A 14919-nucleotide genomic window follows, 5' to 3' on the forward strand; every position below is an offset into this window, starting at 1 on the left:
GAGGAACCTGCACGGACTCGACGAGGAGGAACCGCGATGGCGGGATCCCAGCCCACCCCGGCCGAGAAGGCCCGCGAGGCGGTCGTGGAGGCCGCCCTCGGCACGCTCGGCCTCGACGCCAAGACCCGGCTGCTGGCCGGACAGGACATGTGGACCCTGCCCGAGATGCCCGACATCGGCCTCGGCTCCCTGGTCATGTCCGACGGCCCGATCGGTGTCCGCGGTGTGCGCTGGACCGCCGACGACCCCTCCGTCGCCCTGCCCTCACCGACCGCGCTCGCCGCCACCTGGGACCCGGAACTCGCCCGCCGCGCCGGAGTGCTGCTCGCCCAGGAGGCCCGCCGCAAGGGCGTCCACGTCCTGCTCGCCCCCACGGTCAACCTCCACCGCTCCCCGCTCGGCGGACGCCACTTCGAGTGCTACAGCGAGGACCCGTGCCTGACCGGCGCCATCGGCACCGGATACGTGTCCGGCGTCCAGTCCGGCGGCGTCGGCACCACCGTCAAGCACTTCGTCGCCAACGACGCCGAGACCGACCGCTTCACGGTGAACAACCTGGTCTCCGAACGCGCCCTGCGCGAGCTGTACCTGGCGCCCTTCGAGGCCATCGTCGTAAACGCCCACCCCTGGGGCATCATGACCGCCTACAACACGGTCAACGGCACGACGATGACCGAGCACCACCACCTCGTCAACGAAGTCCTGCGCGGCGAATGGGGCTTCGACGGCTTCAACGTCTCCGACTGGATGGCCGCCCGGGACACCGTGGGCGCCATCGAGGGCGGCCTCGATGTCGCCATGCCGGGCCCCGAGACCGTCTACGGCGAGGCCCTCGCCCAGGCCGTCCGGGACGGCCGGGTCGCCGAGGCCACCGTGGACGCGGCCGTACGCCGGGTGCTGCGCCTCGCGGCCCGCGTCGGCATCCTGGACGGCGCCGAGCCAGTCGTCACCGAGCTGCCGGAGACCGTCGACGGCAGCGAACTGGCCCGGGAGATCGCCCGCCGCTCCTTCGTCCTCGTCCGCAACGAGAACAACGCGCTCCCGTTGAAGGCCGGCACGGTCGCCCTGATCGGCGCCGCCGCCCGCGACGCCCGCGTGCTCGGCGGCGGCTCGGCCACCGTCTTCCCGGCCCGGATCGTCTCCCCGCTCGACGGCCTCACCGCGGCCCTCCCCGAGGGCACCCTCACCTACGCCGTCGGCGCCGACCCGGCCACCGAACTCGCCGTCGCGGGCCAGGGCTTCACCCTGCGCGCCGTCTGCCGCGACGCCGACGGCACCGTCATCGGCACCCGCTCCGCACCGAACGGCCAGATCCAGTGGATGGGCTCCGACCTCCCCGAAGGCGTCACCCACGACACCCTCCACACCGTCGAACTGACCGGCACCTTCACCCCGCGCGAGTCCGGCCCGCACACCTTCGGCATCAAGGGCATGGGCGCCTTCACGCTCACCGTCGACGGCACGACGTACTACGACGACGTCCAGCGCCCCGGCAAGGACGACCCCTTCGAGGCGTTCTTCGGCGCCCCCGTGCCCCGTGCCCAGGCCGAACTGACCGCGGGCCAGACCGTCGACATCTCCCTCACGTACGTCGTCCAGCTCCCCGACGGCATCCCCATGAAGGTCGTCGCGTTCGCCCTCGCCCACGCCGCCCCGCAGCGCGACCCCGACGAGCTGATCGCCGAGGCCGTCGAGGCCGCCCGCGGCGCCGACACGGCCGTCGTCATGGTCGCCACCACCGACCGCGTGGAGTCGGAGGGCTTCGACCGTACGGACCTCCGGCTCCCCGGCCGCCAGGACGACCTGGTCCGCGCGGTCGCCGCCGCCAACCCGCACACCGTCGTGGTCGTCAACTCCGGCTCCCCGGTCGAACTGCCCTGGCGCGACGAGGTCGCCGCCGTGCTGCTGACCTGGTTCCCCGGCCAGGAGGGCGGCGCCGCCCTCGCCGACGTGCTCACCGGCGTCCACGAGCCCGGCGGGCGGCTCCCCACCACGTGGGGCTCCCTCGCCGACGCCCCGGTCACCCAGGTCGTCCCCGTCGACGGCGAGCTGACCTACCGCGAGGACCTGTTCATCGGCTACCGCGCCTGGGAGCGGGCCGGCCGCACCCCGTCGTACCCCTTCGGCCACGGCCTCGGCTACACCGACTGGGCCTACGAGTCCCTCGACGTCGACGGCACCACCGCCCGCATCCGCCTGCGCAACACCGGCGAGCGCCCCGGCCGCGAGGTCGTCCAGGTCTACGTCTCCCCGGCCGAGCCCGACGCCGAGCGCCCGGCACGCAGGCTGGCCGGGTTCGCGGCTGCCGAGGCCGGACCCGGCGAGAGCGTCGAGGTCACCGTCGAACTGCCCCGCCGCACCTTCGAGGTCTGGGACGACACGGCGAAATCGTGGGCGTTTGTGAAGGGTTCGTACGAGATCACCGCCGCCCGCTCGATCGCCGACCACAGGCTGACCGCGCCGATTAACGTCTGACCAGGACAGTCCCCACACACCGGGGACAAAGTCCTCACAAGCAGCCCCGGTCCGGGACCTGACCCCTGGACCGGGGCTCGGTTCAGCGGACCGAGAAGCCGTACACCGTCTCCGAGCGGAACACCTGCCCCGGCCGCAGCACCGTGCTCGGGAACTCCGGCCGGTTGGGGGAGTCCGGGAAGTGCTGGGTCTCCAGGGCGATCCCGCCGCCGGGGGCGAGCGGACCGCTCAGATGGCCGGCGGTGTACAGCTGCAGGCCCGGCTCCGTCGTGGCCACCGTCAGGGTCCGCCCGGAGGCGGGGTCGTACAGCTCGGCCACCTCCTCCGCCGCCCGGGTCACGCCCTTGTCCAGCACGAAGTTGTGGTCGTAGCCGGAGCCGGTCTTCCGGGGCGCCCGGAAGTCGAAGCGCGAGCCCGACACGTCCTCCAGCGCGCCCGTCGGGATCAGATCCGCGTCCACCGGTGTGTACCGGGACGCGGCCAGCCGCAGCTCATGGCCGCCCGCGTCGCCGGAACCGCTCAGGTTCCAGTACGTGTGACTGGTCAGGTTCACGACCGTCGGCGCGTCGGTGACCGCCTCGTAGGCGATCCGCAGCGCGCCCGACGCCGCCAGCGTGTACGTCACCGTCACCGCCAGCCGCCCCGGAAAGCCCTCCTCGCCGTCCGGGCTCACCCGGCTGAGGCACACCCCGTGCTCCACCGGCGTCACGTCCCACACCCGCCGGTCGAAACCGCGCTCGCCGCCGTGCAGCGAGTGGGGGCCGTTGTTCCGCGCGAGCGCGTACGTCCGGCCGTCCAGCGGGAACCGGCCGCCCGCGATCCGGTTCGCGTACCGGCCGATCACGGCACCAAGATACGGCTCCGGGTGCGCCAGATAGCCGTCGAGATCCGGGAACCCCAGCACCACCTCCGCCGCCCGCCCGGCCCCGTCCGGGACCTCGGCCGACTGCACGATCCCGCCGTACGACAGCACCCGCACCCGCACCCCGCCGCGCTCCAGCGTCCAGCGATGCACCGGAGTGCCGTCGGAAAGTGTGCCGAAAAGTTCGTTCATGTGGGAAACCCTAGGTCACGGATTCCGCGCCGTGATCCTCCGGTACGCGATGTCCGCCAGCCGCGCCTGACCGTCCCTGCTCGGGTGGAACCAGTCCCACTGGCTGAGCTGATCCGTGCCGAACCGGTAGTCGAACACCGCGCCGTCGTCGAAGCGGCAGCGGCGGTCCTTGGCACACACGTCCTTCAGCACCTTGTTGTACGCCACCACCCGCTGCTGCACGGTGTCCCGGCGCAGCGTCGCCGCGCTGGTCAGATCGTCCGCGTCACCCAGCATCGACGGGCAGATGCCCAGCTTCCACACCTGCTTGCCCAGCAGGTTCGTCCGGCCCTGGGACCACAGCCGCTTCAGATTCGGCACGCTCGCCACGTACACCTGCGTCTTCGGCAGCGCCGAGCGCAGCGTGCCCATCGCCTCCTCGAAGGCCGCGCGGAAGTCCGGCACCGAGGTCATCGCCGACGCCGAGGACCGGCAGGCGTCGTTCGCCCCCGCCATCACCGTCACCAACTCCGGGCCGCGCGCCGCCGCCTGCTCGATCTGCTCCGGCAGATCGGCCATACGGGCACCCGTCACCGCGTAGTTCCAGCTGCGCTCCGCCGCGCCCCTCGCCCCCAGCAGCCGCACCGCCAGGCTGTCCACCCGGGCGTCGCTGCCCGTCGCCCACGACACCTCGGGGCAGTCCGACAGCACCGTGCACGCGTCGAAGCCGCGCGTGATGGAGTCACCCACCGCCGCGATCGAGTCCGGGCTGCGGTCCCACATCGGAGGCCGGGCCGCGTGCGCCCTGGTGCCGTCCGGCGCCGGCGAACTCCCGTCCCCGACACTGCATCCGGCGACCCCCAGCAGCACGGCCGCCACGACGGCGAGGGCGGCCCGCACACGGTGGCTTCGCTTCCGCATCCCTGCAGTTCCCCTCGCTCGACGGTCGGTACTCCCTCCCATAACAACGTGCGAGGGTTCCCGGCCGGGCGCCCGGGAACGGCGGACCCCCGTACAAGCGTCCCCCCGGGTGAATGGCGACGGTTTCCTGGCCCCGGGACCGACGGTACGTCACACTCCTTGCGCCGCCGCAAGGTAGCCTCGCCATCAACGCGGCCGTCGCGCCACAGCCGCCCAGCCAGTCCGCAAGATGTCCCGCTCTGCCCGGAGGTTCCGGTGACGACACGTGGAGTTCTGTACGTGCACTCCGCGCCGCGCGCGCTGTGCCCGCACGTCGAGTGGGCCGTCGCCGGGGTGCTCGGCACGCGCGTAAACCTCGACTGGATCCGGCAGCCCGCGGCCCCCGGCACCTGGCGTTCGGAGTTCTCCTGGCAGGGCGAGGCCGGCACCGCCTCCAAGCTCGCCTCCGCGCTGCGCGGCTGGCACCTGCTGCGCTTCGAAGTCACCGCCGAGCCCTGCCCGACCGCCGAGGGCGAGCGCTACAGCTGCACCCCCGACCTCGGCATCTTCCACGCCGTCACCGGCATCCACGGCGACATCCTGATCCCCGAGGACCGCCTCCGCGCGGCGCTGACGCGGTCTCAGCGCGGCGAGACCGACCTGGAGGCGGAGATCGCCAAGCTCCTGGGCAAGCCGTGGGACGACGAACTGGAGCCGTTCCGCTACGCCGGAGAGGGCGCCCCGGTGCGCTGGCTGCACCAGGTGGTGTGAAGCGCCCCGATACGGCGAACGGCCCGGCCTCCACCACAGGAGACCGGGCCGTCGCACGTCACGGAACTCAGACGGTCCTGAACGCCAGGACCACGTTGTGCCCGCCGAAGCCGAACGAGTCGTTCAGCGCGGCGATACGCCCCTCGGGCAGCTGACGGGCCTCGCCGGTCACCACGTCCGCGTTGACCTCGGGGTCGAGCTTCTCGATGTTGATCGTCGGCGGAGCCGTACGGTTCACGAGCGCCAGGATCGACGCGACCGTCTCGATACCACCGGCGCCACCCAGCAGGTGACCGGTCATCGACTTGGTCGCGGAGATCGCCATGTGGTCGACGTCGTCGCCGAACACCTTCCGCAGCGCCTTGATCTCGGCCACGTCACCCTGCGGCGTCGAGGTGGCGTGCGCGTTCACGTGCACGATCTCGGCCGGCTTCAGGTCCGTGTGGTCCATCAGGTTCTGCAGCGCGTGCGCGATGCCGTTGCCGGACGGCTCGGGCTGCGTGATGTGGTGGGCGTCGGCGGAGATGCCCTGCCCGACCGCCTCCACGTAGATCCGGGCGCCGCGGGCCTTCGCGTGCTCCTCGGACTCCAGGACGATCACACCGGCGCCCTCGCCGAGCACGAAGCCGTCCCGGCCCGCGTCGTAGGGCCGCGAGGCGCCCTGCGGGTCGTCGTTGTTCTTGGACATCGCCATCATGTTGCCGAACGCGGCGATCGGCAGCGGGTGGATGGCGGCCTCGGTACCACCGGCCACGACCACGTCCGCACGCCCGGTGCGGATCATCTCGATCGCGTACCCGATGGCCTCCGCGCCCGAGGCGCAGGCCGAGACCGGGGTGTGCACACCGGCGCGGGCACCCAGCTCGATACCGACGTTGGCCGCCGGCGAGTTGGGCATCAGCATCGGCACGGTGTGCGGGGAGACCCGGCGTACGCCCTTCTCCCTGAGTACGTCGTACTGGTCCAGGAGCGTCGTCACGCCGCCGATGCCGGAGGCGATGACCGCACCCAGACGGTCGGGGTTCACGGACGCGTCCTCGCCGGCCTTGGCGGTGAAACCGGCGTCCTTCCAGGCCTCCTGAGCGGCGATCAGCGCGAACTGCGCCGACCGGTCCAGCTTGCGGGCCTGCGGGCGGGGAATGATCTCGCCAGGCTCGACGGCGATCTGCGCGGCGATCCTGACCGGCATGTCTGCCGCCCACTCCTGCTTCAGGAGGCTGACACCGGACGTGCCGGTGACGAGGGCCTCCCAGGTCGAGGCTGCGTCGCCACCCAGCGGTGTGGTTGCGCCGATACCGGTGACGACCACGGTGCGATTGGTCGGGCTCACGGGAATTCTTTCTCCAACGGATACGGGAGGACTCCCCCGCGTCTGCGGGGATTACGGCGCCACCGCCGGGTGGCGGGGCCTAGCAGCCTGAGCTACGGGGTGAGTCAGCTCTGGTGCTTGAGGATGTAGTTCGTCGCGTCGCCGACGGTCTTGAGGTTCTTGACGTCGTCGTCCGGGATCTTCACGTCGAAGCGCTCTTCGGCGGCGACGACGACCTCGACCATGGACAGCGAGTCGACGTCCAGGTCGTCGGTGAAGGACTTGTCCAGCTGGACGTCCTCGACCGGGATGCCGGCGATCTCGTTCACGATCTCCGCGAGACCGGCGACGATCTCTTCCTGAGTGGCGGCCATGTCGGCGCTCCTTCTTCGATAATCCAGACGGTTTGTGGCAGAAGATCCCGTACCGGTTCGCATGATCCGGCACGGAGTGCCTAGGGGAGGGTAACGACCGTGGCGGCGTAGACGAGACCCGCCCCGAATCCGATGACGAGCGCGGTGTCGCCGCTCTTCGCCTCCCCGGTCGCCAGGAGCCGCTCCATCGCGAGCGGGATCGAGGCGGCCGAGGTGTTGCCGGTGGTGCGGATGTCACGGGCGACCGTGACATGCTCCGGCAGCTTCAACGTCTTCACCATTGAGTCGATGATCCGCACATTGGCCTGGTGCGGGATGAAGACGTCCAGGTCGTCCGGGGTGATCCCGGCCGCGTCCAGCGCCTGCTGGGCGACCTTCGCCATCTCGAACACGGCCCAGCGGAACACCGCCTGGCCCTCCTGCGTGATCGCAGGGAACTTGATGTTGCCGTCGCTGTCGAGCGGCAGCTCGGAGAGGTCACCGAGCCGGAAACGGTCCCACGGGACGGTCTGCTTGATCGTCTCGGCCTTGTCGCCCTCGGAGCCCCACACGGTCGGGCCGATCGCCGGCTCCTTCGAGGGGCCGACCACGACCGCGCCGGCGCCGTCACCGAACAGGAACGCGGTCGCCCGGTCCTCCAGGTCGGTCAGGTCGCTCAGCCGCTCCACACCGATCACGAGCACGTACTCGGCGGAACCTTCCACCACCATGCCCTTGGCGAGCGTCAGGCCGTAGCCGAAGCCCGCGCAGCCGGCCGAGATGTCGAAGGCGGCGGCCTTGTTCGTGCCGAGCCTGTCGGCGATCTCGGTGGCGACGGCCGGGGTCTGGCTGAAGTGCGAGACGGTCGAGACGACCACCGCGCCGATCTGCTCGGCGGCGATACCGGCGTCTGCGATGGCCTTGCCGGACGCCTCGATCGCCATCGCGGCCACGGTCTCCTCGGGACCCGCCCAGTGCCGGGTCTCGATGCCGGAGCGCGAGCGGATCCACTCGTCGGAGGAGTCGATCTTCTCGAGGATCACCTCGTTGGGCACGACCCGGACCGGCCGGTAACCGCCGACGCCGAGGATGCGCGCATACGGGGAGCCCTTGCTGGGCTTGATCTTCGACATGCTCTCGTGGCTCCTTGTCAGGCGCCCGCCGCGTCAGCGGCAGGCGCGGACACCTCTGCGATCAGCTCGCGGGCGGCGTCGAGGTCGTCGGGGGTCTTCAGAGCGAGTGTCTTGACACCGGGCAGGGCCCGCTTGGCCAGGCCGGTCAGGGTGCCGCCCGGACACACCTCGACGATCGCGGTGACGCCCAGCTCCTGGAACGTCTCCATGCACAGGTCCCAGCGGACCGGGTTGGCGACCTGCCCGACCAGCCGCTCCAGCACCTCGGCGCCGGACGCGACGGCCCGGCCGTCCTTGTTGGAGACGTACGTCACCTTGGGGTCGGCCGGCGACAGCGCCGCCGCGGCCTCGGCCAGGATCTCCACCGCGGGAGCCATGTGACGGGTGTGGAAGGCACCCGCGACCTTCAGCGGGACGACCTTGCGGACGCCCTCCGGCTTGTCCTCGGCCAGCGCGGCCAGCTGCTCCAGCGTGCCGGCGGCGACGATCTGGCCCGCGCCGTTGATGTTCGCCGGGGTCAGGCCCAGCTTCTCCAGATGCGGCAGGGTCACCTCGGGGGCGCCGCCGAGCAGCGCCGCCATGCCGGTCTCGGTGACCGCGGCGGCGTCGGCCATCGCGAGTCCCCGCTTGCGGACGAGGCCCAGGGCGGCCGTGTCGTCCAGGACGCCCGCGAAGGCGGCGGCGGTGATCTCACCGACGCTGTGACCCGCGACCGCGCCCGGGGCGACCTCGGAGATGTCACCGAGTGCCGCCGCGGACAGGATGCCGGCGGCGACCAGCAGCGGCTGCGCCACCGCGGTGTCACGGATGGCGTCGGCGTCGGCCTGGGTGCCGTAGTGCACCAGGTCCAGTCCGATGGCGTCCGACCACGCGGCGACGCGGTCCGCGGCACCGGGCAGTTCGAGCCAGGGAGTCAGGAAGCCGGGCGTCTGGGCGCCCTGGCCGGGAGCGACGAGTACGAGCACTCTCACACTCTCTCTTGGGGACGGCCGGAGCCGCCCGTGGGGACAGGGACGAAGAACACGAGGGGCTTTTGTGGGCCTCCGACAAAACCCTATGCGGGGGTATCGGCGTCGGCCAGGCGCCCCAGGATGAGCGCGATCCGTAGTGTGAACGCGGATCGTACATCCGAAGGCGACCAACCGGTGACGTCTGTCACACGTCGGAGCCGGTAGCGCACGGTGTTCGGGTGAACGAAGAGCATCCTCGCCGCGCCTTCCAGGCTGCTCGCCTGCTCCAGGTAGACACTCAGGGTTTCCAGGAGCGCGGAGCCGGCCTCCTCCAGCGGTCTGTAGATCTCCTCCACCAGCTGCTCGCGGGCGCTCGGATCACCGGCCATGGCCCGCTCCGGCAGCAGATCGTCCGCCAGTACCGGCCGCGGCGCGTCCTGCCAGGCGGAACACGCCTTCAGCCCCGCGGCGGCGGCCTGCGCGGACCGGGTGGCGGCCAGCAGATCGGGGACGACGGGCCCGGCGACGACCGGCCCGGCGGCGTACGGCCCGATCAGCGACCTGGCCACGGCGAGCGGATTGGAACTGCCGCCGGCGATGACGACCAGCCGGTCCCCGAGCACCCCGGTGAGCACCTGCAGCTTGGCGTGCCGCGCGGCCCGCCGGATGGCCTCGACAGTCAGCTCGCTGTCGCCGTCGGGCGCGGTCCCGAGCACCACGCACACATGCTCGGGCGAGTTCCACCCGAGAGCCGCGGCCCGGCTCACGGCACCCTCGTCCGCCTCCCCGCTGAGCACGGCGTTCACGACCAGCGACTCCAGCCGCGCGTCCCAGGCACCCCGTGCCTCGGCGGCCTGGGCGTACACCTGCGCGGTGGCGAAGGCGATCTCCCGGGCGTACACGAGGAGCGCCTCGCGCAGCACGCTCTCGTCACCGGGGGCGGCCACCTCGTCGATGGCGGACTCCATGACCTCGATGGTGGTGCGCACCATCTCCACGGTCTGCCGCAGGGTGATGGCCCGGGTCAGCTCGCGCGGCGCCGTCCCGAAGACATCGGTCGAGATCGCCTGGGGGGCGTCCGGGTGCCGGAACCACTCGGTGAAGGCCGCGATGCCGGCCTGGGCGACGAGGCCGATCCAGGAACGGTTCTCCGGGGGCATGGCCCGGTACCACGTCAGGGACTCGTCCATGCGCGCGATGGCCTGCGCGGCGAGACTCCCGGAGGACTTCTCCAGCCGCTTCAGGGTCGCGGCATGCGGGTGGGGGACGCTGTGGGCTGTGGGATCACCGTTGTGGGATTCGGGTTCGGGCACGGGACAAGACTGCCTTATCCGGACTCCGGTGCGTGCCGCCGGGTCGGGCTCAGCCCCCGGAGCGGGGTCTACCGTGGTGCCCGTGATGGACGTACGGCGCGCCGACGAGCGCTATCCAGGGGGTGAGCCGGAGGCCGGGATCGAGTCGTGGCACGCCTTTTCCTTCGGCCCCCACTACGACCCCGGCAACCTCCGCTTCGGCGCGATCATCGCCTGCAACGAGGAGCGGCTCGCTCCCGGCGCCGGCTTCGACGAGCACCCGCACAGCCACACCGAGATCGTCACCTGGGTCGTCGAGGGCGAGCTGACCCACCGCGACTCCACCGGCCACGAGACGAAGGTCCGCCCCGGCGACGTCCAGCACCTCAGCGCGGCGGCGGGCGTCCGGCACGTCGAGCGCAACGACGGGTCGTCGCCGCTCACCTTCATCCAGATGTGGCTGGCACCACAGGTCCCCGGCGGGGAGCCGTCGTACGGGATCGTCCCGGGCATCGCCGACTCCACGCCGTACGCGGTGCCGGGGGCGGGCGCCGTGCTGCACATACGGCGACTGGCGGCCCAGGAGCGGACGGCGGTGCCGGCCGGAGCGTCCGTGTACGTCCACGTGGTACGGGGCGCCGTCCGGCTGGGGGAGGAGCGGCTGGACGCGGGCGACTCGGCACGGATCGCCGGTGCGGCGGGCTTGGAGGCGGTGGGTCTGACGGCGACCGAGCTGCTGCTGTGGGAGATGGGGGCGTAGGGGGTTGTCGTCCGGCTGCGGCCCGGTGGGGGCTGATCGCGCAGTTCCCCGCGCCCCTGGGGAGCTGCAGTCCCGTCGAAACCCACCCCCGCCCAGCCGCAGCCGGGCTCAGCCTCGCAGCTCGCCGAGCACCGCGTCCGTGAACACCGGCCACGCCTCGATCGCCCAGGGCCCGAACGCCCGGTCCGTCAGCGCAACCCCGGCCACACCCGCATCCGGGTCGATCCACAGAAACGTACCGGACTGCCCGAAGTGTCCGAACGTGCGCGGCGAGGACGAAGACCCCGTCCAGTGCGGCGACTTGGAGTCGCGGATCTCGAAGCCCAGCCCCCAGTCGTTCGGGTTCTGGTGGCCGTAGCCCGGCAGGACACCCTTCGTCCCCGGGTACTGCACGGTCATCGCCTCCGCGACGGTCCGCGGATCCAGCAGCCGCGGCGCCTGCACCTCCGCCGCGAACCGCAGCAGGTCGGCCACCGTGGACACGCCGTCCTTCGCCGGGGAGCCCTCCAGCGACGTCGACGTCATCCCCAGCGGCTCCAGCACCGCCTGCCGCAGATACTCCGCGAACGGAATGTCCGTCGCCTTCTCGACATGGTCCCCGAGCTGCTCGAACCCGGCGTTGGAGTACAGCCGCCGCTCCCCGGGCGCGGCCGTCACCCGGTGCTCGTCGAACGCCAGCCCGGCGGTGTGCGCCAGCAGATGACGGACCGTCGCCCCGGGCGGACCGGCCGGCTCGTCCAGCTCGATCGCACCCTCCTCGTACGCCACCAGCGCCGCGTACGCCGCCAGCGGCTTGGTGACGGAGGCCAGCGGAAAGCGGTGCCCGACGGGACCGTGCGTCCCGAGGACGGTCCCGTCGGCTCGTACGACACCCGCCGCGGCGGTGGGGACGGGCCAGTTCTCGATCAGCGCCAGGCTCTGCAACGACATGCGTCCGAGCCTATGCGGCTCACAGCAGCAGCCGCATCGACGGGTCGGGATCCCGCGTGAAGCCGAGGGAGGAGTACAGCGGCTCGGCCTCCGGCGAGGCGTTGAGCAGCACATGCCCCGCGCCCCGCGCCCGGAACCAGGCCAGCAGCTCCTCCATGCACGCGCGCGCGTAGCCCCGCCGCCGGGCGTCCGGGTCGGTCGCGACACTGAAGACCTGCCCGACCCGGCCCCGCGGATTGCCGGCCTTGCCGATGCGGTACTCCACCGTCCCCGCCACCAGCGCGGCCAGCGCCCCCGGCCGGTCGGGCCGGTCCACGACGAACGCGGCGAAGTCCCCGTCCCCATCGGCGAGCCGCTCCGTCAGCGTCGGCAGCGACTCGGCGTGCCAGTCGGTCGGTCCGGCGCCTCCCGCGCTCCACAGGGAATCGATCATCAGCTGGCGCAGTCGCAGCACTTCAGCGGCGTCCTCGGGCCGGGCCCGGCGTGCGAGACTCATGCGCCGCACGCTACTCACCGGCCCCGGTGTCCGTCCTGCGGATTTCTTACCGGCCCCGCTTGCTTGGAGTGCACTCCAAGGTCATAGCGTGGGTGCCATGACGGTGATGCAGACCACGCCAGCGGCCATCGACCACGCCACCCCCGCCGACATCTGCTCCGCCCCACCCCGGCGCCACCCCCGCCCCGACGGCCAGGACCGCTACACGATCAGCGAGGTCGTCGCGTTCACCGGCCTGACCGCGCACACCCTGCGCTGGTACGAGCGGATCGGCCTGATGCCGCACGTCGACCGCTCGCACACCGGCCAGCGCCGCTACAGCAACCGCGACCTGGACTGGCTGGACTTCGTGACCAAGCTCCGGCTGACCGGCATGCCGGTGGCGGACATGGTCCGGTACGCGGAACTGGTCAGGGAGGGCGAGAACACGTACGGGGAGCGGCGCGCCCTGCTGGAGTCGACCCGCGGGGACGTCCTGGCCCGGATCGCCGAGTTGCGGGACACGCTCGCCGTACTCGACCGCAAGATCAGCTTCTACGCGACGGAGGGAACCACCCGATGACCGACTCCAGGTTGGCGACGGTACGGCTCGGCACGGACGGACCGGAGGTCGGCGTGCAGGGCCTCGGCTGCATGGGCATGAGCTTCGCCTACGGCCCCACGGACGCCGGCGAGGCGCGTGCCGCGCTGGAGCGGGCGCTGGAGCTGGGCGTGACGCTGTACGACACGGCGGACGCCTACGGCGCGGGGGAGAACGAACGGTTCCTGTCCCCGTTCTTCAAGGCGCACCGGGACGAGGTGGTCATCGCCACCAAGTTCGCGCTGTCGATCCCGGCGGGCGACCCGACCAAGCGGGTCATCCGCAACGACGCGCCGTACATCCGCGAGGCCGTCGAGGCCAGCCTGAAGCGGCTCGACGTCGACGTGATCGACGTCTACTACATGCACCGCCGCGATGTGCGCGTCCCCATCGAGGAGACCGTCGGCACGATGGCGGAGCTGGTCCGCGAGGGCAAGGTCAAGCACCTCGGGCTGAGCGAGGTCACCGCCGACGAGCTGCGCGCCGCGCACGCGGTGCACCCGATCGCCGCCGTGCAGTCGGAGTGGTCCCTGTTCAGCCGGGACATCGAGGCGCGGGTCGTACCGGCCGTGCGTGACCTGGGCGTCGCCCTGGTGCCGTACTCGCCGCTCGGCCGCGGCTTCCTCACCGGCTCCTTCACCCACGCCGAGCAGGACCTCACGGCCGACGACTTCCGCCGCCAGCACCCCCGCTTCACCGGCGCCAACGCGACCGCCAACGCGGCCCTCCTGGAGCCCCTCCGCACGATCGCCGAGGCCCACGGGGCCACCCTCGGCCAGATCGCCCTGGCCTGGGTGCAGCAGCGGGCGACGGCCGACGGCCTGAGGGTGGTCCCGATCCCGGGCACCCGCAAGCCGGGCCGGGTGGAGGAGAACGTGGCGGCGACGCGGATCACGCTGACCGAGGCGGAACTGGCCCTGCTGGAGCCGATCGCGGCCAAGGTGGCGGGCACCCGCTACCCGGACATGAGCTTCGCTTCCGCGGGCCGGGAGTAGCAGCCGGTCCGGTCCGCAGGGGCGCGGGCGGCCGTGCGGGCCCGCGCCCTCGCCTCGCGCGGCGGCGCGGCCGGCCGCTACAGCTCGGCCAGCAACTCGGCCTTCTTGGAGGAGAACTCCTCGTCGGTGACGAGCCCGGCCTGGTGCAGCTCCCCGAGATGCCGGATCCGCTCGGCGATGTCGGCGGGGTCACGCCGTGACGGGGCCGGTGCCACGGGGACCGGCCCCCGCGAGCGCACCGCCGCCAGCACGGCCGCGGCGAACGGCAGCGACTCGTGCACCGGCCCGTAGCCCAGGCCGAACACCACCGACGCCGGATCCTGGTCCGGCTGGGTCGACCGCCCGGAGCCCGGGTCACGCGGCAACAGGCGCAGATGCCCCTCGAAGACCTCCGGCGAGCGCCACTCCACCCCGCTCAGCCCGGTCACCGGAAAGCTCTGGTCGCCGGCCTTCCACTTCGCCGAGGACGCCCCCGTCCAGGACCAGCGGAACTGCACGGACGTCCCGTCGAAGGACGCCTTCCCGTCGTACGCCTTGAAGTGCAGCGGCGCCTCGGGTGCCGCCACCAGGTGCCGTTCGGCGGGGCCGGACTCGGTCAGCAGCCCCTTCAGCTCGTCGGCGTAGTACTCGGCGAGCGTCTCCCGCTCGGCCGGCAGCACCAGCCGGTACGGGTCGGAGCCCTCCTTCAGCTGGCCGTCGGCCGCCTCCATCAGCGGATCGGCGCCGGGGCGTGGCGTGAGGCGCAGGACGACCGTGCCGCGCTTGCCAGGGGAGAGGGTCACCCCCTCGACCGCGGACAGCGGAATCCGCCGTTCGCCGAGCGCCTGGAACAGCTTCGGTGTTCGAATCCCCCGTTCGTAACGGATGAGCACGGAGTCGGACTCGAACTCCCAGACGGCATGAAAACCCGCCAGTACGTCACCCATGCGGCTCATCGTATGC

The 14919-nt window shown here is 72.0% G+C and carries 15 protein-coding genes; 5 read left to right on the top strand and 10 right to left on the bottom strand.

Translation table 11 applies throughout. The features are described 5' to 3' along the window. The first annotated feature begins 36 nt into the window (after positions 1-36). Entirely contained in the window at positions 37-2475 is a 2439-nt protein-coding gene (locus ABZ937_RS36930) for a glycoside hydrolase family 3 C-terminal domain-containing protein (RefSeq protein WP_361698683.1), read from the top strand. Between the two features lie 82 nt (positions 2476-2557). Here ABZ937_RS36930 and ABZ937_RS36935 read toward each other — a convergent pair whose 3' ends face one another. Both ABZ937_RS36935 and ABZ937_RS36940 read right to left on the bottom strand, forming a co-directional pair. Beyond that, positions 2558-3529, bottom strand: a complete 972-nt coding sequence (locus tag ABZ937_RS36935; RefSeq protein ID WP_361698685.1) for an aldose epimerase family protein — start codon at positions 3527-3529, stop codon at positions 2558-2560. A 15-nt stretch (positions 3530-3544) separates the two neighbouring features. Beyond that, positions 3545-4429, bottom strand: coding sequence for an SGNH/GDSL hydrolase family protein (locus ABZ937_RS36940; RefSeq protein WP_361698687.1), 885 nt, complete (start codon positions 4427-4429; stop codon positions 3545-3547). A 255-nt stretch (positions 4430-4684) separates the two neighbouring features. Between ABZ937_RS36940 and ABZ937_RS36945 the strand changes: the two genes are divergently transcribed. Next, positions 4685-5179: a DUF3145 domain-containing protein gene (locus tag ABZ937_RS36945; protein ID WP_030341287.1), complete on the top strand. Its 495-nt coding sequence runs from the start codon at positions 4685-4687 to the stop codon at positions 5177-5179. Positions 5180-5246: 67 nt separating this feature from the next. Here ABZ937_RS36945 and fabF read toward each other — a convergent pair whose 3' ends face one another. From fabF to ABZ937_RS36970, 5 genes are all read right to left on the bottom strand, one after another. Continuing rightward, positions 5247-6509 (bottom strand): beta-ketoacyl-ACP synthase II, encoded by a 1263-nt coding sequence (gene fabF / locus ABZ937_RS36950; protein ID WP_361698689.1) that lies wholly within the window; start codon positions 6507-6509, stop codon positions 5247-5249. Positions 6510-6613: 104 nt separating this feature from the next. Next, entirely contained in the window at positions 6614-6862 is a 249-nt protein-coding gene (locus ABZ937_RS36955; protein WP_361698691.1) for an acyl carrier protein, read from the bottom strand. An 80-nt stretch (positions 6863-6942) separates the two neighbouring features. Further along, complete coding sequence (locus tag ABZ937_RS36960; RefSeq protein ID WP_361698693.1) at positions 6943-7974, bottom strand: ketoacyl-ACP synthase III; 1032 nt, start codon at positions 7972-7974, stop codon at positions 6943-6945. A 17-nt stretch (positions 7975-7991) separates the two neighbouring features. After that, entirely contained in the window at positions 7992-8939 is a 948-nt protein-coding gene (locus ABZ937_RS36965; RefSeq protein ID WP_361698695.1) for an ACP S-malonyltransferase, read from the bottom strand. An 89-nt stretch (positions 8940-9028) separates the two neighbouring features. Further along, a complete protein-coding gene (locus tag ABZ937_RS36970; protein WP_361698697.1) occupies positions 9029-10237 on the bottom strand; it encodes a helix-turn-helix domain-containing protein in 1209 nt (402 codons plus the stop codon). 85 nt (positions 10238-10322) lie between these two features. Here ABZ937_RS36970 and ABZ937_RS36975 point away from each other — a divergent pair, with 85 nt between their 5' ends. Continuing rightward, the gene (locus ABZ937_RS36975) at positions 10323-10976 is read left to right on the top strand and encodes a pirin family protein (RefSeq protein ID WP_361698790.1); all 654 of its coding nucleotides are present in this window, start codon (positions 10323-10325) and stop codon (positions 10974-10976) included. Between the two features lie 108 nt (positions 10977-11084). Here ABZ937_RS36975 and ABZ937_RS36980 read toward each other — a convergent pair whose 3' ends face one another. Both ABZ937_RS36980 and ABZ937_RS36985 read right to left on the bottom strand, forming a co-directional pair. After that, positions 11085-11906, bottom strand: coding sequence for a serine hydrolase domain-containing protein (locus tag ABZ937_RS36980; RefSeq protein WP_361698699.1), 822 nt, complete (start codon positions 11904-11906; stop codon positions 11085-11087). A 19-nt stretch (positions 11907-11925) separates the two neighbouring features. Further along, positions 11926-12402 carry a GNAT family N-acetyltransferase gene (locus ABZ937_RS36985; RefSeq protein ID WP_361698701.1) on the bottom strand — a complete coding sequence of 159 codons (477 nt, stop codon included), beginning with the start codon at positions 12400-12402 and terminating at the stop codon, positions 11926-11928. Between the two features lie 97 nt (positions 12403-12499). Here ABZ937_RS36985 and ABZ937_RS36990 point away from each other — a divergent pair, with 97 nt between their 5' ends. Next, positions 12500-12964 (top strand): MerR family transcriptional regulator, encoded by a 465-nt coding sequence (locus ABZ937_RS36990; protein WP_361698703.1) that lies wholly within the window; start codon positions 12500-12502, stop codon positions 12962-12964. Further along, entirely contained in the window at positions 12961-13977 is a 1017-nt protein-coding gene (locus ABZ937_RS36995) for an aldo/keto reductase (protein ID WP_361698705.1), read from the top strand. Before ABZ937_RS36990 ends, ABZ937_RS36995 begins: the two co-directional genes overlap by 4 nt. A gap of 77 nt (positions 13978-14054) precedes the next feature. On the opposite strand, the gene ABZ937_RS37000 is transcribed toward ABZ937_RS36995, so the two are convergent. Further along, positions 14055-14903, bottom strand: a complete 849-nt coding sequence (locus ABZ937_RS37000) for a DUF4429 domain-containing protein (protein WP_361698707.1) — start codon at positions 14901-14903, stop codon at positions 14055-14057. Positions 14904-14919: the final 16 nt, after the last annotated feature.

The organism is Streptomyces sp. NPDC046727 (assembly GCF_040645635.1).
Taxonomy (GTDB): domain Bacteria; phylum Actinomycetota; class Actinomycetes; order Streptomycetales; family Streptomycetaceae; genus Streptomyces.